This is a genomic window from Pseudomonas zanjanensis, from assembly GCF_014268745.2.
Taxonomy (GTDB): Bacteria; Pseudomonadota; Gammaproteobacteria; order Pseudomonadales; family Pseudomonadaceae; genus Aquipseudomonas; species Aquipseudomonas zanjanensis.
On record NZ_JABWRB020000001.1, the window covers coordinates 1,307,898 to 1,328,019 of the forward strand.

Here is a 20,122-nt window from a genome sequence, read left to right on the forward strand (position 1 = left end):
TAAAGGCTTTCAGCCGAAAGTAAAGACGATAAAAAAAGCTGAAAAACCTGCATAAATCAAAGAAAAAAGCCTTTATTCGAGCCTTTTTATCCCTGTCGGGCGCCTCGCAAGGCCCCGATTATTCATTTTTTCGCGGGCGGGTTGGCCTTGCATTTGGCGATCTGCCCCAATGCCTTTTGCTGCAGCTCCGGGGTGGCCTTGTTGTCCATCAAGGCCTGGATGTCCGAGGCAGGGTAGGACTTGATCGCATCGGCGCCACAGGCACAATGGGACTTGGCCGCGGCCGCGCCGATCTGGGGTGTTGCCGCCTCCGTGCATTGGGCCATGTATTTTTCGCGCTCGCCCTTGGGCCAGTCGGCATGGGCGGTCAGTGGAAGCAGCAGGGCGAGGGGGGCGACTACTGCGAACAATGTATTCAGACGCATGCGAAGATGCTCCTTTCGGGTCGATGTCTTGTTATCTGAGGCGTTGCGCTCGCTTCAGTTCAGCACTCTGGCATAAAAACCCTGGATTTACGTCTGCTTCAATTCCCACGCGGCGATGACCGTTCATCTGTGCTAGCATGCCGGGCTCGGCTATTTCCAGGCTGCGGATGATCGTTCGTCCCGGTGGCAAATAACCCGAATAACCCTGATTTGAATCCCAGTCACTCTGGTTCGGTTTTCCGGTTGGCCGCAAGGCTCCTGCCGCTGTAAGGCAGGCGTTCGTCATTGAATGGCCTGGACTGGATCTTGTACTGGCTCATCCCAACCCACGTGACCTTTGGTAGGGGTCACCACTAGGAGAGGAGGCGCCATGCCAACTATTACTCTTCCCGACGGCAGTCAACGTTCGTTCGATCACCCGGTTTCCGTAGCCGAGGTCGCCGCATCCATCGGTGCTGGCCTGGCCAAGGCCACCCTGGCCGGCAAGGTCAACGGCAAACTGGTCGACGCCAGTGACGTCATCGACAGCGACGCCACGCTGCAAATCATCACGCCCAAGGATGAAGAGGGGCTGGAGATCATTCGCCACTCTTGCGCGCACCTGGTCGGCCATGCGGTCAAGCAGCTGTACCCGAGCGCGAAGATGGTCATCGGGCCGGTCATCGATGAAGGCTTCTATTACGACATCGCCTTCGAACGTCCTTTCACCCCGGACGACATGGCGGCCATCGAACAGCGCATGCAGCAGCTGATCGAGAAAGACTACGACGTCATCAAGAAAGTCACCCCGCGCGCCGAAGTCATCGAAGTCTTCAAGGCCCGTGGCGAGGACTACAAGCTGCGTCTGGTGGAAGACATGCCGGACGAGCAGGCCATGGGCCTGTACTACCACGAAGAATACGTCGACATGTGCCGCGGCCCGCACGTGCCGAACACGCGCTTCCTGAAATCCTTCAAGCTGACCAAGCTGTCCGGCGCCTACTGGCGTGGCGACGCGAAGAACGAGCAGTTGCAGCGCGTCTACGGCACCGCCTGGGCGGACAAGAAGCAACTGGCGGCCTATATCCAGCGCATCGAAGAAGCCGAAAAGCGCGATCACCGCAAGATCGGCAAGCGCCTGGGCCTGTTCCATACCCAGGAAGAGTCCCCGGGCATGGTGTTCTGGCACCCGAACGGCTGGACCCTGTACCAGGTGCTCGAGCAGTACATGCGCCAGGTTCAGCGTGAGAACGGCTACTTGGAGATCAAGACGCCGCAAGTGGTCGACCGCAGCCTGTGGGAGAAATCCGGGCACTGGGCCAACTACGCCGACAACATGTTCACCACCCAGTCGGAAAATCGCGACTACGCCATCAAGCCGATGAACTGCCCGTGCCACGTGCAGGTGTTCAACCAGGGCTTGAAGAGCTACCGCGAACTGCCAATGCGCCTGGCCGAGTTCGGTGCCTGCCACCGCAACGAGCCGTCGGGTGCGCTGCACGGCATCATGCGCGTGCGTGCGTTCACCCAGGACGATGCGCACATCTTCTGCACCGAAGAGCAGATGCAGGCCGAATCCGCCGCGTTCATCAAGCTGACCATGGACGTCTATCGCGACTTCGGGTTCACCGAGGTCGAGATGAAGCTGTCCACTCGTCCGGAAAAACGCGTCGGCTCCGATGAGCTGTGGGATCGCGCCGAAGCGGCCCTGGCCGCCGCCCTTGATAGCGCGGGGCTTGCGTACGACCTTCAGCCAGGCGAGGGCGCCTTCTACGGTCCGAAGATCGAATTTTCGCTGAAAGATTGCCTCGGTCGCGTGTGGCAGTGTGGTACCTTGCAGCTCGATTTCAACCTGCCGATCCGTCTGGGCGCTGAATATGTGTCCGAAGACAACAGCCGCAAGCACCCGGTCATGCTTCACCGCGCGATCCTCGGTTCGTTCGAGCGTTTCGTCGGGATTCTGATCGAACACTACGAGGGCGCGTTCCCTGCGTGGCTGGCGCCGACCCAGGCAGTGATCATGAATATCACTGATAAACAGGCAGATTTTGCCGCTGAAGTCGAAAAAACTCTCAATCAAAGCGGATTTCGTGCCAAGTCCGACTTGAGAAATGAAAAGATCGGCTTTAAAATCCGCGAGCATACTTTGCTCAAGGTTCCCTTTCTCTTGGTTATTGGAGATCGGGAGGTCGAGATGCAGACTGTCGCTGTGCGTACTCGTGAAGGTGCTGACCTGGGCTCGATGCCCGTCGCCGAATTCGCTGAGTTCCTCGCGCAAGCGGTTTCCCGGCGTGGTCGCCCAGATTTGGAGTAATTATTATTAAGCGTGAAATGAGACAAGATAAACGAGCTGCACCGAAAGCCCCGATCAACGAGAATATCTCGGCACGCGAGGTTCGGTTAATTGGCGCTGACGGCGAGCAGATTGGCATCGTCTCGATTGATGAAGCGCTTCGTATTGCTGAAGAAGCCAAGCTTGATCTGGTAGAAATCTCCGCGGACGCAGTCCCACCGGTTTGCCGGGTGATGGACTACGGCAAGTCGATCTTCGAAAAGAAGAAGCAGATTGCCGCGGCGAAGAAAAACCAGAAGCAGATTCAGGTAAAAGAAATCAAGTTTCGTCCAGGGACGGAGGAAGGGGATTACCAGGTAAAACTGCGCAACCTGGTACGTTTCCTGAGTGATGGGGACAGGGCCAAGGTATCCTTGCGATTCCGCGGCCGTGAGATGGCCCACCAGGAGCTGGGGATGGAACTCCTCAAGCGGGTTGAACAAGACCTGCTCGAGTACGGTTCGGTCGAACAGCATCCTAAGATGGAAGGACGCCAGCTGATCATGGTCATCGCCCCGAAAAAGAAGAAGTAATCACCAGGGCACGGCAGGCCTTGCGATTATGTTTATCAACTGAATGCGGAGTATCCGAACATGCCAAAGATGAAGACCAAAAGTGGTGCTGCTAAGCGGTTTCTGAAAACTGCTAACGGTATCAAGCACAAGCACGCTTTCAAGAGCCACATCCTGACCAAAATGTCGACCAAGCGTAAGCGTCAACTGCGCGGTAGCAGCTTGCTGCATCCGTCTGACGTGGCAAAAGTCGAGCGCATGCTGCGCCTTCGTTAATTTTTGGATCAAGAATAGAGGAAGTAACTCATGGCTCGTGTAAAGCGTGGCGTCATTGCCCGTAAACGTCACAAAAAAATTCTGAAACTTGCTAAAGGCTACTACGGCGCGCGTTCCCGCGTATTCCGTGTTGCCAAGCAAGCGGTAATCAAGGCAGGCCAATACGCCTACCGTGACCGTCGTCAGAAAAAACGTCAGTTCCGCGCTCTGTGGATCGCTCGTATCAACGCTGGTGCTCGTGTTAACGGTCTGTCCTACAGCCGTTTCATCGCTGGCCTGAAAAAAGCGTCCATCGAGATCGACCGTAAGGTTCTGGCTGATCTGGCAGTGAACGAAAAAGCGGCGTTTGCTGCGATTGTCGAGAAAGCTAAAGCCACCTTGGCTTAAGTACCCCCGGCAGTCACCGGGGTCCACCTCTGTGGGCCCGGGTGTCAAACGTCATAAATAGGGGAAGAGCCTTAAAGCTCTTCCCCTATTTTGTATCTGGAGTCTGTACATGGAAAACCTGGACGCGCTGGTCGCTCAAGCACTAGAGGCTGTGCAAAGCGCTGAAGATATCAATGCCCTGGAGCAAATCCGGGTTCACTACCTTGGCAAGAAGGGCGAGTTGACTCAGGTGATGAAGACCCTGGGGAACCTGCCAGCCGAAGAGCGTCCGCAGGTCGGTGCGCTGATCAACGTTGCCAAGGAGCGTGTCACAGAGGTCCTCAATGCGCGCAAGGCGTTGTTCGAGGAGGCGGACCTGGCTGCCAAGCTCGCCGCCGAGTCCATCGACGTGACCCTGCCTGGCCGTGGCCAGACTTCTGGTGGCCTGCATCCGGTCACCCGGACCCTGGAACGCATCGAGCAGTTCTTCACCCACATCGGCTACGGCATTGCCGAAGGCCCCGAGGTCGAAGACGACTATCACAACTTCGAGGCGCTCAACATCCCAGGCCATCACCCGGCCCGGTCGATGCACGACACCTTCTATTTCAACGCGAACATGCTGTTGCGCACCCATACCTCGCCGGTACAGGTCCGCACCATGGAATCGCAGCGGCCGCCGATCCGCATCGTCTGCCCAGGCCGTGTGTATCGCAGCGACTCCGATATCACCCACTCGCCGATGTTCCATCAGGTCGAAGGCTTGCTGGTTGATCGCGACATCAATTTCGCCGACCTCAAAGGCACCATCGAAGAATTCCTGCGGGTGTTCTTCGAAAAAGAGCTGGCCGTGCGTTTCCGCCCTTCGTACTTCCCGTTCACCGAGCCCTCGGCGGAAGTCGACATGGAATGCGTGATGTGCAGCGGCAAAGGCTGCCGCGTCTGTAAGCAGACGGGCTGGCTGGAAGTCATGGGCTGCGGCATGGTTCACCCGAACGTGCTGCGCATGTCCGGAATCGATCCGGAAGAATTCTCGGGCTTTGCCTTCGGCATGGGCGTGGAACGCCTGGCCATGCTGCGTTACGGCGTGAACGACTTGCGTCTGTTCTTCGACAACGACTTGCGGTTCCTCGCGCAATTTCGCTAGTCGTAACGAACCTTTAGGAGAGCAGGATGAAATTCAGTGAACAATGGCTGCGCGGCTGGGTAAGCCCGCAGGTAAGCCAGGACGAGCTGGTTGCTCGCCTGTCGATGGCCGGCCTCGAGGTCGATAGCGTAACGCCGGCCGCCGGTGCATTCAGCGGTGTGGTGGTGGGCGAGGTGCTGGGCACCGAGCAGCACCCTGACGCTGACAAGCTGCGGGTTTGCCAGGTCAGCAATGGCGCGGAAACCTTCCAGGTCGTCTGCGGCGCGCCCAACGTGCGCCCGGGCCTGAAGATCCCATTCGCCATGATCGGCGCCGAACTGCCGGGCGACTTCAAGATCAAGAAAGCCAAGCTGCGCGGCGTCGAGTCCAACGGTATGTTGTGCTCCCAGGCCGAACTGCAGATTGGCGAAGGCAACGATGGCCTGATGGAGCTCCCGGCCGATGCGCCGGTGGGCCAGGACATTCGTGAATACCTGGGCCTGGACGACGCGAGCATCGAGGTCGACCTGACGCCGAACCGTGGCGACTGCCTGTCCCTGGCGGGTCTGGCCCGTGAAGTCGGCGCGCTGTATGCAGCTCCTGTGACGCGTCCGACGGTTGCGACCGTGCCGGCCGTGCATGACGAAGTGCGTTCGATTGAAGTCCTGGCGCCGGCGGCGTGCCCGCGATACCTGGGCCGGGTGATCCGTAACGTCGACCTGTCCAAGCCAACGCCGCTGTGGATGGTCGAGCGCCTGCGTCGCGCCGACGTGCGCAGCATCGACGCCGCCGTCGACATCACCAACTATGTAATGCTGGAGCTGGGCCAGCCGCTGCATGCGTTCGATCTCGCCGAAATCAACGGTGGCATCCGCGTACGCATGGCCGAAGAAGGCGAGAAGCTGGTGCTGCTCGACGGCCAGGAAGTGACCCTGCGCAGCGACACCCTGGTGATTGCCGACCACGCCCGCGCCCTGGCGATTGCCGGCGTGATGGGTGGCGAGCACAGTGGCGTATCCGCCACCACCCGCGATGTATTCCTGGAAAGCGCGTTCTTCGACCAGATCGCCGTCGCTGGCAAGGCTCGTTCCTATGGCCTGCACACCGACGCCTCGCACCGCTACGAGCGAGGCGTGGACTGGCAGCTGGCCCGTGAAGCCATGGAGCGCGCCACCGGCCTGCTGCTGGATATCACCGGTGGCGAAGCCGGGCCGGTCATCGAGACTGTCAGCGAACAGCACCTGCCCAAGATTGCACCGATCACCCTGCGTGCCCAGCGCATCACCCAGATGCTGGGCATGGAAATGGATTCGGCCGAAGTCGAACGCCTGCTCAGCGCCCTGGGCCTGAACATCAGCGCCGATGGGGCAGGGCAGTGGCGCGTCGAAGTGCCAAGCCATCGCTTCGATATCAGCCTGGAAGTCGACCTGATCGAAGAATTGGCCCGCCTGTACGGCTACAACCGCCTGCCGGTTCGCTACCCGCAAGCCCGCCTGGCCCCACAAGCCAAGGCTGAAGCCCGCAGCGACCTGCCGGAACTGCGCCGCCTGCTGGTGGCCCGTGGGTATCAGGAAGCGATCACCTACAGCTTCATCGATCCACGCCAGTTCGAGCTGTTCAGCCCGGGCGTCGAGCCGCTGTTGTTGGCCAACCCGATCTCCAACGACATGGCCGCCATGCGTTCGTCCCTGTGGCCGGGCCTGGTCAAGTCGCTCCAGCACAACCTGAACCGCCAGCAGGATCGTGTGCGCCTGTTCGAAAGCGGCCTGCGTTTTGTCGGTCAGTTGGAAGGCTTGAAGCAAGAGCCGATGTTGGCCGGTGTCGTCTGTGGCAGTCGCTTGCCGGAAGGCTGGGCGCAAGGTCGCGATGTTGTCGACTTCTTCGACGTCAAGGCTGACGTGGAAGCGGTGCTGGGCTTCGCCGGCGCGCTCGACGCATTCACTTTCGTACCGGGCAAGCACCCGGCGCTGCATCCGGGGCAGACTGCGCGGATCGAGCGAGACGGGCGTGAAGTCGGCTATGTCGGTGCCATTCACCCGGAACTGTCGAAAACCTTGGGCCTTGATCGTCCTGTCTTCGTTTTCGAGCTGGTCCTGTCCGAAGTGGCACAGGGGAAAATGCCGAAATTCCAGGAGTTATCGCGCTTTCCTGAAGTACGCCGTGACCTTGCGCTGCTGGCCGACCGTGAGGTCGCTTCCAGTGCAGTACTGGAGGTAATTCGTGAAAATGCAGGCGAATGGCTAACGGACCTCAGGCTATTTGACGTGTATCAGGGTAAAGGTATTGATCCGCATAGAAAAAGCCTTGCAGTCGGCTTGACCTGGCAGCATCCATCGCGCACTCTTAATGACGATGAGGTGAATACCGCAACGCAAAATATCCTCACCTCGCTCGAAACCAGGTTGAACGCCACGTTAAGGAAGTGACGTATGGGGGCTCTGACGAAAGCTGAGATGGCGGAACGTCTGTATGAGGAGCTGGGCCTGAATAAACGGGAGGCCAAAGAATTGGTCGAACTGTTTTTCGAAGAAATCAGGCACGCTCTGGAAGACAACGAACAGGTCAAGTTGTCCGGTTTCGGCAATTTCGACCTTCGGGACAAACGCCAGCGGCCTGGCCGCAATCCGAAAACGGGAGAAGAAATCCCGATCACGGCTCGCCGTGTGGTCACCTTTCGTCCAGGGCAGAAGTTGAAGGCCCGAGTTGAGGCTTATGCTGGAACCAAGTCATAACGACGAACTACCCGTCATCCCGGGCAAACGCTACTTCACCATTGGTGAAGTCAGCGAGCTGTGTGCGGTAAAACCACACGTGCTGCGCTACTGGGAGCAGGAGTTTCCTCAACTCAACCCGGTCAAGCGCCGCGGAAACCGCCGGTATTATCAGCGACAAGACGTGCTGATGATCCGGCAGATCCGCGCGCTGCTGTATGACCAGGGGTTCACCATCGGCGGCGCACGCCTGCGCCTCTCCGGTGATGAGGCCAAGGACGATACAACCCAGTACAAACAGATGATCCGCCAGATGATCGCCGAGCTTGAAGATGTGCTGGTGGTGCTCAAGAAATAATTTCTGCTTTTAAATACTTCCAGTTTTCAAAAGCTTGCGTTATATTCCTGAGCGTTCCGCTGAGAAGCGGAACAAGATTCACGCCTAGTCGGGGCGTAGCGCAGTCCGGTAGCGCACTAGCATGGGGTGCTAGGGGTCGAGTGTTCGAATCACTCCGTCCCGACCATATTTACTGAGTAAAATCAGACAGTTAAGCCGATCATATAGATCGGCTTTTTTGTGCCTGCGAAAAATTTGTGGCCATGTTCCTTCGCATCCGGTGCTGAAGATTCGACTAAGCCTGCCTGCGCAGCCGGGCAAAAGCATAATAAGGACACTACGTGCTACGGAAAGCGGTTCTACTGGTGCTGATCACCAGCCTAAGCGGCTGCATGGCCACCGCGATGCGAATGGACTACGACAAGCACCGATGCCCCTACATCGGCCTGCGCTTTGATTGGTGGCTGGTGGGCACGTCCAAAGGAAAGCTGATCCCTTTCCTGCTGATCGACGCACCGTTCTCCTTGGTGGTCGATACCGTATTCTTCCCTTTCGAATATCAATACAGCTGCAACCTCTAAGCGACAGAGGCTCTTACGTGCAGGGGCGTTTGTGGCTACTGTTGACGTTTGTGTGTGCCCAGGCCAGTCCGCGAGCCAGGGTTCAGGCATAGCGCTTTTCCAAAGTAGAGGGATCCTGCATGAAAGCCGTCGTTTACGAAGCCTTTTCCCAACCTCCACATGTGATGACCGTCGAAGATCCAACCCCCGAGCGTCACGGTGTGGTTGTCCAGGTCCTCGGCACGGGCGTATGCCGAAGCGACTGGCATGGCTGGAAAGGCCATGACCCTGACATTCAGCTGCCCCATGTGCCCGGTCACGAGTTGGCCGGGATCGTGGCGGAGGTGGGCAAGGACGTCACCCGATGGAAGGTGGGCGATCGCATTACCGTGCCTTTTGTTGGTGGCTGTGGCGCGTGCCCGGAATGCAATAGCGGCAACCAGCAGGTGTGCCACAGCCAGTTTCAGCCGGGGTTCACCCATTGGGGCTCTTTCGCCGAGTATGTTGGGATTCACCAGGCGGATTTGAACCTGGTTGCGCTGCCGGACAACATGGACTTCGCCACGGCGGCGAGCCTGGGTTGTCGGTTCGTCACGTCGTTCCGTGCGGTGGTCGATCAAGGCAAGGTCACGGCGGGCCAGTGGGTGGCGGTTCATGGTTGTGGTGGTGTGGGGCTGTCAGCGGTGATGATCGCCCACGCTGTCGGGGCGAACGTTATCGCGATTGATATCTCCGACGATAAGCTCAAGCTTGCCCAGTCGCTTGGTGCCGTTGCGACGGTCAATGCAAGCCGTGTGGCGGATGTGACCGAGGCGGTGCTTGAGATGACGAAGGGCGGCGCTCATGTTTCGTTGGATGCGCTCGGTCATCCAACGACCTGCTTCAACTCCATCAACAGTCTAAGACGGCGTGGCCGGCATGTGCAGGTCGGTTTGATGCTGGCCGATCACAGCACGCCAGCGATCCCGATGAGCAAAGTCATTGCCTACGAGCTGGAAATCTGTGGCAGCCATGGCATGCAGGCTCACCGTTACGGCGCGATGATGGACATGATCGCATCCGGCAAGCTGGCGCCTGAAAAACTGGTGGGCAAGACCATTAGCCTCGAACAATCCATTGATGCACTTATGAACATGGACCGGTTCGACACGGCAGGGGTGACGGTGGTGACGCAGTTCTAAACGCTTGCCACCGGCTGGTCGAGAGACTCCCGATACTGTGCTTCATCGACCTCGGTCAGGGTTGCATAACCGTCGTAGTAGTACATTCGGTTCCTGTCCCGAGCATAGCGCTCACTCAGGAATTCCAGGGTGGCCAGGTCGATACGCTTGGCGCTGACGGGCCGTCGGTGACAGAACAACTTGCGCGTTCCCAGTTGCAGGAAATCGGGGTGGGGCACGCGGACTTCATCGGGGTCGAACGGTACATCCAGCGGCTTGCCTTCCGAGAGGATCAGGGTAGGGCTGACGGCATAGGTGCCGAGAATGCGGGTATCCGAGGGGTGTAGGCGTTTTTTCGCCTCGCCGTAGTAATAGACCGCATTTTGATCCTGGGCCCAGCCATGGCCGCAGGACTCGAAGGTGGCCACATGGGCCTTACGAATCGGTTCGGGAGGATGGTAGAAAACCCGGTGGCAGAACACGGTTTTGCCGTCGGTCAGGTAGGGCCCACCGAGCGCGCGGAAATGCTCCGCGGGTTCTTGGGAAAACCGTTCGGGCACTTGCGTTTCGGCGTTATGAAACGGGATCAGATACAAGCCCTGGGCATCGCCGCACAGGTGCGTGTCGAGCAATTTGAAACTCGCTGCGTCCAGCCCGTTGATCACGCGGCCATGGAAATACACTTGGTCGCCTAGTTCGAAACCTTGACCGATGGCCTGTAGCGACTGCGTTTGCGTGTGGGTTTGCGCGGCCTCGGTTGTTGCCCGCAAACGGTGCCACCAATAGCCCTCCAACTGCGGATGAGCCGCGAAATAAGGTGCCCAGGCCTCTTGCATGGCCGTATCGATGATCCCGTCTGAGCCCAGCGGGCCGTGCTTGTCGCCTGCCAGCACGGGTGAATAATCCTGGTCATTGCGACAGAGTTGGGTCACGACGAAGCTTTGCGCGTCGACATCGAGGCGTTTCTGGCGCCTGTAGATGTGCCGGTGATCACGGTAATAGTCGAACCCCAAATGGCGAAAGCTCGGACCGTGGGCGTCACGCACGCGGGTCCCGGCGGCGTAGACGAAACTGTCGTCCACGGCAAAATAATCATCCTCGTATTCGTTGGCGCTGACCACGCGGCCGCACTCATCGAACGTCGGCTGCCAGCACTTGAGCAGGTGGAAATCGCCAACGTAGCGGATGCTCTTGCCGGTCAGGTAATAGGCGCGTTGCTTGTCCTTGGCGTAGCGTTCATTCAGCACGGTGAAGGTTGCCAGGTCGGCATTGTCGATGCGGTAGAAGTATTCGTAGGAAATGCTTGAACCTTGCTGCGCTTGCACGATGATCGACTGTCCGTCGGTTCCCCAGCGTTGGGCGAGCATCTGGAAGTCGTCCGGGCTTGCCACCGGCAGCGGCGTGCCGTTCTTCTGGTGCAAGGGCTTGAAGCCCTTGTAGACCTGATCGTCGATCACTCGATAGGACGGGTGATTGCAATACCGCACCCGCGCCGTGGCGCTGGCGAGAAGTTGCCCTTGCAGAAAGAGATGCACACCGTCGCTGAACAGGGCAGACGCTGAAGTCACCGAGGCGGGCGACTCCGGCAACAGGGCCAGGCTGTCGGGTCGGGCCTCGGGGATCTGGCTGATCGCGTACTCGCCGAACCAATAGGCGCCGGCTGCGTCACGCCAGTACTGGTGGCCGAGGCTTTCCAGGCCGTTGTCGAACCGAAACGGCAAGGTTTGGAGCGCGTGGTAGCCGTGGCGTGCCCGGTAGGCTGGAAGCAGGTAGTAATCACGCAGGGCATCGCGCAAGACCCAAGGGCTGCGTCGATGCCGCCAAACCGGCTGACCGGCCAGCAAGGGCGAGGGCGGATAGTGCCCGGCGCTGGCAGATTGTGCCAACTCGCCGGGGCGTGCACCTTCAGGGCTGAGCATGATGTACACATCAGGCACTTGCCCGTCGCCCAGCAGCACGCCGTCCATGAACGCGAAATCTTGATGCCATTCAAGCTGTAGTGGCTCCCAGTCAGCAATAGCCGTGTCTATGTCTGTCATGTCGATGCGACCTGAACGTCTGATGGTTGGCCAAGGACTACAAGTTTTGCCGCGAGCTCGCCTCTGGCGAGGCAGGCCCAAGGGTGTTAGGTTCGGCAAATGTTGTCAAAAGCGGTCGAAGCCATGATTACCCTGACTATCACCCTGCCGGACGCTCTCAAATCTTTCATAGATGATCAAGTTAGCCAGCGAGGCTACAGTACCCATAATGAATATGTACGAGAACTGATTCGCAAGGATCAGAATCGGCAGCGCCTGCGTGGGCTGGTACTGGCTGGGACAGAGTCGGCTCTCACTTTTCCAGTGAAGGGCGACTATTTTGAATCTCTACGGGCCAAAGTAGGTGAGGATGAGGCCCGTGAACCTCCAGAGCCCAGCTCCGCTGAGCCTGTAGCAGCGTGTAGGAGCTGACGAGTGTAACGAGGCTGCGATCTTTCCCCTGACAATTGAATCGCGAGCGAATGATCAAGATCAAAAGATCGCAGGCTTCGCCAGCTCCTACAGAACCAAACCAAAGACCGCCGCCGCCACGCTCAAAAAATGAACTTGAACAGCGCAATCACCACGATCAGGCCAATCAGGAAAATGATGCCTACGGTGCCGCCAAGGAATTTCAACATAAGAACGCTCTCATCGGATGGGCTTAATCGTCTAGACCGCCACCGATCACGCGCGTTTCGTCGAATATTCAGCCGTGATGATCAATGGACCGCAAAAGACCTCGGCACTGGCACATGCTCGAATTTCGAGATGGTCTTGATCCAGTAGCGACGATAGTCCGTCTGGTCCGGCGCCAGCGGTGCGTGGCTGGACCACGGATGTTTCTCCTTCAGGCTGGCGCGGTACGCTTCCCATTCTTTCTGTTCGGCCACTTCCCGGGCTTTGCTCCGGTCGTCGAACCAGCCCAGCACGTAAGCTTCGCCCTGATCCGTGCCGTGCGCTATCAGCAAATAAATTTCTGTCATGACTGACCTACCGTTCCGTCCTGCGCCCCAGTGGTGGGGGCTTATCCGGGGTATCGGCCGTTATGGCGCGTGTTTGAGGTTGATCGCAGAAAAACGCTGGGCCCAATGATGGGCGTCACGAAACTGCTGAACAGCCGAACAATCGCTCTGAGTGGCGAGCGCTTCGACGGCGGTTTTGCGCAAATCGCTGCTTTCATCCACGATCCAGACGCCCGGTTCCTGGTCGCGCAGGGCCATTTCACCGAAGCGGGTGGAAATGACGGGCAGGCCGAGGGCGCGGTATTCGTAGTATTTGATCGGATCGACCGAGGCGGTCAGGCGATTGCGCTTGAACGGGATCAAACCCACCGAAAACCTTGCCATGGCCGCGATTGCACTGGCATGGGAGCATTCCGGAAGCAGTTCGATGTTGGCCGGCAATGCGCAAGGCGGGGGTGTGAAGACGGGGCCGATCAGCCGGATGAGATTTCCAGGATTGGCCCGTGCCAGCGCGATAACCAGGTCCCAGTCGAACCAACGACCCAGCGTGCCGACATAACCCAGCACCTGCTGCTTGGCACCCAGGTCCAGGCGCTCGACCGGCACCAGCCCATGCAGGTCACAGGCGTTGAGGGCCAGTGCTACCGGGGCGGTGATGCCCAGGAGTTTGTCGCGAAGCGGATTGGATGACGCCAGTACCGTGCCCACCCGTCGAATGAGCTGCGCCTGGCGACGTTCCATGGACCTGCGTGACAGGCCCCGGTAAAAGGCCGGGAAATCGTCCATGGCATCGTAGACGGCGGGGCATTGCGGGATCAGCGCCAGCAACTGCAAGGCCAGTTCGGAAGGTTTCCCCACGCAGATCATGCAGGGCCCTTGGGCAGCGAATGCCACGGCCTCGTTGAACAGGTTACGCCACAGTCGCTTGAGCAGCATGGCTGAGCCTGGCAGGGGCTCGATGGGTAAGCTACGGGGTTTGCGGACCTGCAACCAGGGTGGAACGCTGGCGCTTTGCTGATCGGCCACGAACGGCTTGCCCCTGAAGTCATTCAGCGTGGGTAAGCGTGTCGGGTACGGATCGATCCAGAGCACCGGCGCCCCGGTTTGGCGGTGATACCAATCGACGAAGTGATGGGGGCGCTGGCTGAAGCTGGCCCATGGCAGCGGCGACAGGTAAATCATGCGCATGGCTGGAAGTACTGCCTTAACACATCGACGATACGTGCTGCGGCCTTGCCGTCGCCATAGGGAGAAACCCCACGTGCCATGACCTGGTAAGCCTCGGGATCATCGAGCAGGCGCTGCGCCTGTTCGACGATGGTGTCCCGGTTGGCGCCCACCAGCTTGACCACGCCGAGGTTGACCGCCTCCGGGCGTTCGGTTTCCTCCCGCAGCACCAGCACGGGTTTGCCCAGGGCCGGGGCTTCTTCCTGCACCCCCCCGGAATCACTGATGATCAGGTACGAGCGCTTCATTGCCGCGATAAACGGCGCGTAATCCAGGGGTGCGCAGAGGAGGATGTTCGGGGTCTGGCCGAGCAGTTGGTGCGCGACCTCCTTGACGTTCGGGTTGGGATGGACGGGATAGAGGACCTGGATGCCCGGGTTCCGTTCGGCCAGGTGCTTGAGGGCCTGGCAAATATTCTGGAACGGTTCACCGAAATTCTCCCGCCGATGGGAGGTGACCAGCACCAGGCGCTTGCTTGCGTCCAATGGGACAGCCAAGGCGCAGTCCTGTGCCGCGGTCATCAGCAGGGCATCGATCACGGTATTGCCGGTCAGGGTGATATCGCTGGCGCTGACGCCTTCGCGCAGCAGGTTGTCCACGGCGCCCTGGGTGGGCGCGAAATGCCAGCGAGTCAGCTTGCCGGCGATGACCCGATTGGCTTCCTCGGGGAACGGATTGCGGAGGTCCCCGGTACGCAGGCCCGCTTCGACATGGCCGAAGGGAATCTGCCGGTAGAAACACGCCAAGGCGGCACTCATGACCGTGGTCGTGTCGCCTTGAGCCAGGACGACGTCGGGCTGCTCGGCTTGCAAGACGCTGTCGAGTTCGAGCAGCAGGCGAGAGGTCAGGGCCGCCAATGACTGGTTGGGACGCATGATGTCCAGGTCCAGGTCGGCCGTGATTGCGAAGCCGTCCAGGATCTGGTCCAACAGGCCTCGGTGCTGGGCGGTGGCGAGCACCCGGCAAGCGATATTCCTTTCGGCCTGGAGCGCCTTGATCACGGGCGCCATCTTGATGGCTTCCGGACGCGTACCAACGATGCAAAGTACCTTGTGGGTCATGCCTTTTGATGTCCTATCGTGGTGGCAAGTGAGCGGGCTATCCGGTCCGCATTGGCCATGAGGGTCAGCGTGTGGGACTTTTCGGTGAGCCTGGGCAAGCAGGCACCGTCGACAACATGCACACCGGGCAAGCCGGCGACTTCGCCAAGGCGATCGGTCTGGCCGATCCGGGGCGTCGCGTGCATGGGCAGCGTGCCCGCATAGTGGATATCTGCCCCCGGCCTGCCGACGGTGAAGCTCATGGGCATCAACAGCGCGCCCATTTTCCAATAGATCCGGCGCAGTTTTGTCTCGGCAGTCTTCATGAGGCCGGGGAGTTCGGGATGCACGTGGCCGTTGATGCTCAACGAGCCATCGGGGCGCAATGCCGCCGTGTTGTGGGACAGGTGCCCGGGCAGGAAGAGGTTCCCGACGACGCAGGCACTGAGCAGGTTTTTCAGCAACTCGATGCTGTGGCGTTTGCTCAGGGGGAGCCGGCTGACAAACTCGGTCATGGGCAAGCCTGTGGTGCTGAACGTCGAGCCGAAAGCCGTGGCACTGGACGATAGCTGAAGGGCGAACGATAGCTGGCCCAGGCCAAAGGCCGGCGCCCTCGGCGTTCCGAGCATTGTTGGCAGCCACAACAGGAAGGCCGCTGTCGGCGATGACAGCAGCGGTATCGGGGCCGAATGATTCAGGCCCTTGAGGGCGAGCCGGGTCGAGGCCAGGGTGCCCGCCGCCAACAACAGGCGTGTACCGCAGAAGCGCCGGGAGGAGCGATGATCGGTGACCGCCCACGAACCGTCCTGTCTCTGCAGATCCTCCACGAGGAAATCCTGGACGTGCTGGAATCCCGGGTACTGCTTGAGTTTTTGCAGTTCTTGCGACGCGCTATACAAGGCCTGGTTGTGACAGCCCCACAAGCAGTTTCCCGACAGGTCGCAGGCCTTGCGCGCGTCCAGGGGCTGGCTCAAGACGGCGACCCTGGAGCGGCCAAGGCGAAACCCCTGCTCGGGAAACGCCGAACGCCGCCGGGCGTAGTGATCGAGCAGGCGCTGATGCAGCGCGTCCAGCGGCAGCGGTGGTTGCGACCATTCATCGAGGCCGAAATAGCTTGAAAGGTCATCGTCGATCCGGCCACTGATGCCGATCCGGCGGGCGACGGTTTCGTAGGACGCTTGCATCTCGGCATGATCGATGGGCAGCCCGGCTAAGTCGCTGGCACCCAGCGTTGCCACGCCGCAGCCCCAGGCATTGGACAAGCCTCCGGTGGCCAGGGAGCCGACGCCGATAAAGTTGTCGGTCGCGATGCGATTGCCGGCGCTGAATCCTTCGAAGACATGGGCGTGGGTCGGTGTCTTCAGCTTGGGCGATACCGCGTCCAGTTGGTTCAAGGCGTGGAAGTTATCGCCGATCATCCATTTCCACTGATGCGCGTCGTTGGCCCTGGCGCTGAGGAACGGGCGGGTTGGCAGCACCGATGAACCGATGCTGGCCTGGGCATCGACCATGAGGACTTTCAGGCCCGCCTTGACCAACGGATAGGCAACCGACGTCCCGGCCGGGCCACTGCCGACAATGATCACATCGAATTCAGGCTTCACGCTGGGCTTCACTTTCACGCAGCAGTTGACGGGCAAAGGGCCGGCCTAACAACGCCGCTAGTTTCCACGTCAACGCTTTGATCGCGGTGAGTCCCAGTGCTACCAGCGTGGCAACAGGGCTGCGCGATTGTTGGACACCGAGAAACACCTGCGCCCCCTGGGGGCTGGCTTCGGCGATAGCGAGTGCAACCTGCAGGCGCCAGGCCAGCGCCTGGCCGTCGGGCTTGCCCAGGACGCCGGGGGTGTCCAGCAGCGCCAGGAGTATCGGCCAGCTCATCAGCAAGCGTGAGCTAATGACGGGGCGGGTTTTCCCCCCACGCTCCAGTGCCCTGACATAGCGACTGACCAGGCTTCTTTGCGGCGGGCGTTTGAGCAGATAGTTCAAGAGAACCGTGGCTTCCTGGAGAAGCCCCCGACGTTGCCCACGGCCGGAGCGATGCATGCCGTGGGCGAGCGGGCGTAGTTGAACGCCGAGTTTTTGCAGGGAACGCTCACTGTCCATGGGCGGCAGGTGGACGAGGGAAAAAATCCGCTCCAGGCCCAGCTTCGCGCCCAAGGAGTGTCCCAGCAACCGACGCAACAGCCTGAGCAATGCCACCGGCAGGGGAATTGGCAGGCGAACGGCACGGACCCGGTGCGCTGCAATCGCCCCCAGGAAGCGGTCGAAGGCAATCGGCTGCACGGCGCCCAGGTTGAGGATTTCGGCACGAATGTCGTCCCGCTCGACGACGGCCAATATCGAGGCCGCGAGGTCATCGACATGGATGGGTTGTACGCATGGCGCTGGCCAGAGAATCGGAATGAACGGACTTCGGCGAACCAGCCCCGACAACAGGCCAAAGAGCCCGCGTTCGGGACCACCGTAGACTTGCCCGGGGCGGATCACGGTGCCCCCGGCGGCCAGCACATGCTGTTCGATGCGCCACTTGGTCCGGCCATAAACGCTCGGGGCCGTGGGCTCGGCGGTTTGGCTGGAGATGAAGATGAACCTGGCCGAGCCTTGTTGGGCGCATCGGATCAGCGCCAGGGCCGCGTTGACTTCATCGTCCGCGTCGTTGTCGGCACCGGTCGAGGTGTCGGCCGCCAAATGGATCAGCGCCTGAGTGCCGGCCGGGCATTCCGGCGCCGGACCCCGCAGGTCATAGGGAAGCCAGGCATAGGGGGCAGGGCCCGGGTGGCGGGTGGCGCAAATGACCTCGTATCCCCTTGCCGTCGCGAGGGCGGACAAACGTTGCCCGATGTAGCCTGTCGCGCCGGTTATCAATAGCTTCATGGTCATGCGCCTTCGGCGCGGTCAGTGGGGACCGGCGGGGGTGTAGTGGAATGAAACACGAACAGTTTGCTGATCCAGTAGGTCAGGGCCACGCAGATCACGTCGCAGACAAATTTCACCGGGGCAGGGCTGTCGACGACATACAGCCCCACGCTGAACAGCGCTGAAGCGACCGGGATATTGATGGCGAGCAACGAGAAATAACGCAGTGCTTGGGCCTTGCTGCTGCCGTGGGTCGACTGGAACGTGAAGTGTCGATGCAAAAAGAACGCGAACACTCCGGCCACGCCTTTGCCGGCAATGTTGGCCAGGACGGGGTGACCGTCGACCAGTGCGATCAACAGCAAAAAGGCGCCCATGTCCAATGCATAGGCCATGACCTGGATGGCGCCATAGCGGATAAAGGTCAAGACGTCCTCCGGATCACCACGATGTGATGCAGCGCCAACAGTCGCCTCAACGGATGCAGCAGTTTCTCCACGACCTTGAGCACGGGGATCAGCGCGTCAGGCAACAACTGGCGAAAGTTCAGGCCGCCGGAAACCAGGTAGCGCAGATAATTGCCGCAGATTTCCTGGTGGACGATTTCCAGGCTTGGATGCTTGCGCTCGAACGCCTGTCTGTCGCGCACGAAGACGATGTAGCTGAGGGCCTGGTTGGCGCCGTTCATGGGGCCGGTCGAGGGTGTCTCCCAAGACGGGAAGTGCATGTCGAAGCCTTCGGACTTGAACAGGCGTTTATAGAGAAAAGCGGCAAAGGGACCGTGAAAGGGCTCGATCAAAATGGCGCCGCCGCCGACCTTGAGCGTTCTTTCCAGCTCCGTGAAAAATTGCTCGGGATGAGGAAAGTGATGAAAACAGTTCTGGCCATAAAAGGCCCTGACCGAATGATCGTCCAGGCTCATTGCTTCGGCATTGAGCGCCATGTCCAGTTGCTCGGTGGCGACAATGTCCGTGGCCAATACTTCTGGGTACGAATCGCGCATGGGCGCGATGCCCGCTCCCAACTCCACCTCAAGGCCTTCGACCTTGAAGTAGCGGTCTGCCAGGCGATGAAACCCGTGGTGAAATTCCACGAAGACTTCCCGCAGCATTCGCTTGCGTTCAAGCACTTTGCCGTGAAGTGCGAGGCGTTCAAGGCCGTCGACATCCAATGCCTTGAGCGACGGGTCCGATAAAAAATCCCTTAGCGCTTTGATGAGTTTTCTTCCCGCAATGACGTTGCCTTACCGCGCCTGGATTGCCGTGGCCGGCTGGGTACCGAGGCGATGTCGTAACCGAGGAACGCCATGATCAACTGCAACCCCATGAGCATGGGCAGGGCGCTGAGCATCACGGTACCGGCGGGCGTCGCGACGCTATTCTGCGCCGATTCATACCAGTGATAACTGCCGAAGAAGATGCCGAACAACAACATGAGGATGCCGATCGGCAGCTCGATCGACGCCAGGGACATGTCGCGCAAATAGTAGTTGTAGAGCACGCGCTTGGTGAAATTGCGCAGGTGCTTGAAAAGGAATTCGCCCACGATCTTCGAAATCTTGAGGTGGCTGACTTCGTCGCCGTAGCGGGCCTCCATGGGAATGTCCACCACGACGGCGCGCACCGTGTTCAGGCGGAACAGAATATCGGTCTCGAAAAAATAGCGCTGGCTGACCTTGTCCAGAGGTAACAGCCGGGCGACGTCACGGTGGATCGCCGTGTAGCCATTGGTGGGGTCGAACAGATCCCAGTAACCCGTCGACAGTTTGGCCATCAGCGATAACACGGCGTTGCCGAACAGGCGCAGCCGCGGCATCGATTGCACTTCTTCCAGGTTGAAAAATCGATTGCCCTTGGTGTAGTCGGCTTCACCCGCCAGGATCGGCTCGATGAACAGCGGGATCAGCGTCGGGTCCATCTGACCATCCCCGTCGACTTTGACGATGATACTGGCACCGTCGGCGAGGGCTGCCCGATAGCCGGTCATGACCGCACCACCGACGCCTTTGTTGACGTCATGGGGCAGCACGTTGACCCGGGAGTCGTTACAGGAGGCCTGGACATGCCCGCCTGATCCGTCCGGGCAGGCATCGTCGATGACATAGATGCGCCAGACCTCCGGCCCTATGGCGTCGATGACGCCGACAATGTGCGCGGTGACCCGATAGCTGGGGATGACGACGGCGACTCGCTGTTCATCCGTGAAAAGCTCGGTTTTTGAGTTCATCGA

The 20,122-nt window shown here is 59.8% G+C and carries 22 protein-coding genes and 1 tRNA gene; 12 read left to right on the forward strand and 11 right to left on the reverse strand.

What is annotated here, in order from left to right:
- Positions 1 to 122: 122 nt before the first annotated feature.
- A complete protein-coding gene (locus HU715_RS05960) occupies positions 123 to 425 on the reverse strand; it encodes a hypothetical protein (protein ID WP_186706638.1) in 303 nt (100 codons plus the stop codon).
- 370 nt (positions 426 to 795) lie between these two features.
- Here HU715_RS05960 and thrS point away from each other — a divergent pair, with 370 nt between their 5' ends.
- The 11 genes from thrS to HU715_RS06015 all read left to right on the forward strand — a co-directional run bounded on the left by thrS (position 796) and on the right by HU715_RS06015 (position 9,805).
- Positions 796 to 2,718: a threonine--tRNA ligase gene (thrS, locus tag HU715_RS05965; RefSeq protein WP_014337550.1), complete on the forward strand. Its 1,923-nt coding sequence runs from the start codon at positions 796 to 798 to the stop codon at positions 2,716 to 2,718.
- Complete coding sequence (infC, locus tag HU715_RS05970) at positions 2,718 to 3,269, forward strand: translation initiation factor IF-3 (protein WP_169432615.1); 552 nt, start codon at positions 2,718 to 2,720, stop codon at positions 3,267 to 3,269. The genes thrS and infC overlap by 1 nt, the downstream gene beginning before the upstream one ends.
- 60 nt (positions 3,270 to 3,329) lie before the next feature.
- Positions 3,330 to 3,524: a 50S ribosomal protein L35 gene (rpmI, locus tag HU715_RS05975; protein ID WP_002553160.1), complete on the forward strand. Its 195-nt coding sequence runs from the start codon at positions 3,330 to 3,332 to the stop codon at positions 3,522 to 3,524.
- Positions 3,525 to 3,554: 30 nt separating this feature from the next.
- Positions 3,555 to 3,911, forward strand: a complete 357-nt coding sequence (gene rplT / locus HU715_RS05980) for a 50S ribosomal protein L20 (protein WP_002553161.1) — start codon at positions 3,555 to 3,557, stop codon at positions 3,909 to 3,911.
- Between the two features lie 109 nt (positions 3,912 to 4,020).
- Positions 4,021 to 5,037, forward strand: coding sequence for a phenylalanine--tRNA ligase subunit alpha (pheS, locus tag HU715_RS05985; protein WP_186706639.1), 1,017 nt, complete (start codon positions 4,021 to 4,023; stop codon positions 5,035 to 5,037).
- 26 nt (positions 5,038 to 5,063) lie between these two features.
- A complete protein-coding gene (pheT, locus tag HU715_RS05990; protein ID WP_186706640.1) occupies positions 5,064 to 7,442 on the forward strand; it encodes a phenylalanine--tRNA ligase subunit beta in 2,379 nt (792 codons plus the stop codon).
- A gap of 3 nt (positions 7,443 to 7,445) precedes the next feature.
- A complete protein-coding gene (gene ihfA, locus HU715_RS05995) occupies positions 7,446 to 7,748 on the forward strand; it encodes an integration host factor subunit alpha (RefSeq protein WP_002553164.1) in 303 nt (100 codons plus the stop codon).
- Positions 7,729 to 8,085, forward strand: a complete 357-nt coding sequence (locus HU715_RS06000) for a MerR family transcriptional regulator (RefSeq protein ID WP_003179985.1) — start codon at positions 7,729 to 7,731, stop codon at positions 8,083 to 8,085. The genes ihfA and HU715_RS06000 overlap by 20 nt, the downstream gene beginning before the upstream one ends.
- Positions 8,086 to 8,174: 89 nt before the next feature.
- Positions 8,175 to 8,251: transfer RNA gene (locus HU715_RS06005), tRNA-Pro, on the forward strand.
- A gap of 154 nt (positions 8,252 to 8,405) precedes the next feature.
- On the forward strand, positions 8,406 to 8,645 hold the full coding sequence (locus HU715_RS06010) for a YceK/YidQ family lipoprotein (RefSeq protein ID WP_186706641.1): 240 nt from the start codon (positions 8,406 to 8,408) through the stop codon (positions 8,643 to 8,645).
- Positions 8,646 to 8,764: 119 nt separating this feature from the next.
- Positions 8,765 to 9,805 (forward strand): zinc-dependent alcohol dehydrogenase family protein, encoded by a 1,041-nt coding sequence (locus HU715_RS06015; RefSeq protein ID WP_186706642.1) that lies wholly within the window; start codon positions 8,765 to 8,767, stop codon positions 9,803 to 9,805.
- Here the strand turns inward: HU715_RS06015 and HU715_RS06020 are convergent.
- Positions 9,802 to 11,823, reverse strand: coding sequence for a DKNYY domain-containing protein (locus HU715_RS06020; protein WP_186706643.1), 2,022 nt, complete (start codon positions 11,821 to 11,823; stop codon positions 9,802 to 9,804). The two genes, HU715_RS06015 and HU715_RS06020, sit on opposite strands and share 4 nt — an antisense overlap.
- A gap of 123 nt (positions 11,824 to 11,946) precedes the next feature.
- On the opposite strand from HU715_RS06020, the gene HU715_RS27250 reads away from it, so the two are divergent.
- Positions 11,947 to 12,234 carry a ribbon-helix-helix domain-containing protein gene (locus HU715_RS27250; protein WP_225917559.1) on the forward strand — a complete coding sequence of 96 codons (288 nt, stop codon included), beginning with the start codon at positions 11,947 to 11,949 and terminating at the stop codon, positions 12,232 to 12,234.
- Between the two features lie 122 nt (positions 12,235 to 12,356).
- Here the strand turns inward: HU715_RS27250 and HU715_RS27775 are convergent, their stop codons facing one another.
- The 9 genes from HU715_RS27775 to HU715_RS06065 all read right to left on the reverse strand — a co-directional run bounded on the left by HU715_RS27775 (position 12,357) and on the right by HU715_RS06065 (position 20,119).
- Positions 12,357 to 12,443 (reverse strand): small membrane protein YohP, encoded by an 87-nt coding sequence (locus tag HU715_RS27775; RefSeq protein WP_442087941.1) that lies wholly within the window; start codon positions 12,441 to 12,443, stop codon positions 12,357 to 12,359.
- 81 nt (positions 12,444 to 12,524) lie between these two features.
- Entirely contained in the window at positions 12,525 to 12,788 is a 264-nt protein-coding gene (locus HU715_RS06030; RefSeq protein WP_186706645.1) for a hypothetical protein, read from the reverse strand.
- Between the two features lie 60 nt (positions 12,789 to 12,848).
- Positions 12,849 to 13,955: a glycosyltransferase family protein gene (locus tag HU715_RS06035; protein WP_186706646.1), complete on the reverse strand. Its 1,107-nt coding sequence runs from the start codon at positions 13,953 to 13,955 to the stop codon at positions 12,849 to 12,851.
- A complete protein-coding gene (gene wecB, locus HU715_RS06040; protein ID WP_186706647.1) occupies positions 13,946 to 15,055 on the reverse strand; it encodes a non-hydrolyzing UDP-N-acetylglucosamine 2-epimerase in 1,110 nt (369 codons plus the stop codon). The genes HU715_RS06035 and wecB overlap by 10 nt, the downstream gene beginning before the upstream one ends.
- Positions 15,052 to 16,638: an NAD(P)-binding protein gene (locus HU715_RS06045; RefSeq protein ID WP_186706648.1), complete on the reverse strand. Its 1,587-nt coding sequence runs from the start codon at positions 16,636 to 16,638 to the stop codon at positions 15,052 to 15,054. Before HU715_RS06045 ends, wecB begins: the two co-directional genes overlap by 4 nt.
- Entirely contained in the window at positions 16,628 to 17,911 is a 1,284-nt protein-coding gene (locus tag HU715_RS06050; RefSeq protein WP_186706649.1) for an NAD-dependent epimerase/dehydratase family protein, read from the reverse strand. The genes HU715_RS06045 and HU715_RS06050 overlap by 11 nt, the downstream gene beginning before the upstream one ends.
- A gap of 2 nt (positions 17,912 to 17,913) precedes the next feature.
- A complete protein-coding gene (locus tag HU715_RS06055) occupies positions 17,914 to 18,321 on the reverse strand; it encodes a GtrA family protein (protein ID WP_186706650.1) in 408 nt (135 codons plus the stop codon).
- Complete coding sequence (locus HU715_RS06060) at positions 18,318 to 18,986, reverse strand: class I SAM-dependent methyltransferase (protein WP_367617197.1); 669 nt, start codon at positions 18,984 to 18,986, stop codon at positions 18,318 to 18,320. The genes HU715_RS06055 and HU715_RS06060 overlap by 4 nt, the downstream gene beginning before the upstream one ends.
- A gap of 110 nt (positions 18,987 to 19,096) precedes the next feature.
- On the reverse strand, positions 19,097 to 20,119 hold the full coding sequence (locus HU715_RS06065; RefSeq protein WP_186706652.1) for a glycosyltransferase family 2 protein: 1,023 nt from the start codon (positions 20,117 to 20,119) through the stop codon (positions 19,097 to 19,099).
- Between the last annotated feature and the right edge of the window lie 3 nt (positions 20,120 to 20,122).

Bases quoted from the DNA above. Each gene is read 5' to 3' on its own strand.
- HU715_RS05960 (WP_186706638.1), bottom strand. From the start codon at position 425: ATGCGTCTGAATACATTGTTCGCAGTAGTCGCCCCCCTCGCCCTGCTG.
- thrS (WP_014337550.1), top strand. From the start codon at position 796: ATGCCAACTATTACTCTTCCCGACGGCAGTCAACGTTCGTTCGATCAC.
- rpmI (WP_002553160.1), top strand. From the start codon at position 3,330: ATGCCAAAGATGAAGACCAAAAGTGGTGCTGCTAAGCGGTTTCTGAAA.
- rplT (WP_002553161.1), top strand. From the start codon at position 3,555: ATGGCTCGTGTAAAGCGTGGCGTCATTGCCCGTAAACGTCACAAAAAA.
- pheS (WP_186706639.1), top strand. From the start codon at position 4,021: ATGGAAAACCTGGACGCGCTGGTCGCTCAAGCACTAGAGGCTGTGCAA.
- pheT (WP_186706640.1), top strand. From the start codon at position 5,064: ATGAAATTCAGTGAACAATGGCTGCGCGGCTGGGTAAGCCCGCAGGTA.
- ihfA (WP_002553164.1), top strand. From the start codon at position 7,446: ATGGGGGCTCTGACGAAAGCTGAGATGGCGGAACGTCTGTATGAGGAG.
- HU715_RS06000 (WP_003179985.1), top strand. From the start codon at position 7,729: ATGCTGGAACCAAGTCATAACGACGAACTACCCGTCATCCCGGGCAAA.
- HU715_RS06015 (WP_186706642.1), top strand. From the start codon at position 8,765: ATGAAAGCCGTCGTTTACGAAGCCTTTTCCCAACCTCCACATGTGATG.
- HU715_RS06020 (WP_186706643.1), bottom strand. From the start codon at position 11,823: ATGACAGACATAGACACGGCTATTGCTGACTGGGAGCCACTACAGCTT.
- HU715_RS27250 (WP_225917559.1), top strand. From the start codon at position 11,947: ATGATTACCCTGACTATCACCCTGCCGGACGCTCTCAAATCTTTCATA.
- HU715_RS27775 (WP_442087941.1), bottom strand. From the start codon at position 12,443: ATGTTGAAATTCCTTGGCGGCACCGTAGGCATCATTTTCCTGATTGGC.
- HU715_RS06030 (WP_186706645.1), bottom strand. From the start codon at position 12,788: ATGACAGAAATTTATTTGCTGATAGCGCACGGCACGGATCAGGGCGAA.
- HU715_RS06035 (WP_186706646.1), bottom strand. From the start codon at position 13,955: ATGCGCATGATTTACCTGTCGCCGCTGCCATGGGCCAGCTTCAGCCAG.
- wecB (WP_186706647.1), bottom strand. From the start codon at position 15,055: ATGACCCACAAGGTACTTTGCATCGTTGGTACGCGTCCGGAAGCCATC.
- HU715_RS06050 (WP_186706649.1), bottom strand. From the start codon at position 17,911: ATGAAGCTATTGATAACCGGCGCGACAGGCTACATCGGGCAACGTTTG.
- HU715_RS06065 (WP_186706652.1), bottom strand. From the start codon at position 20,119: ATGAACTCAAAAACCGAGCTTTTCACGGATGAACAGCGAGTCGCCGTC.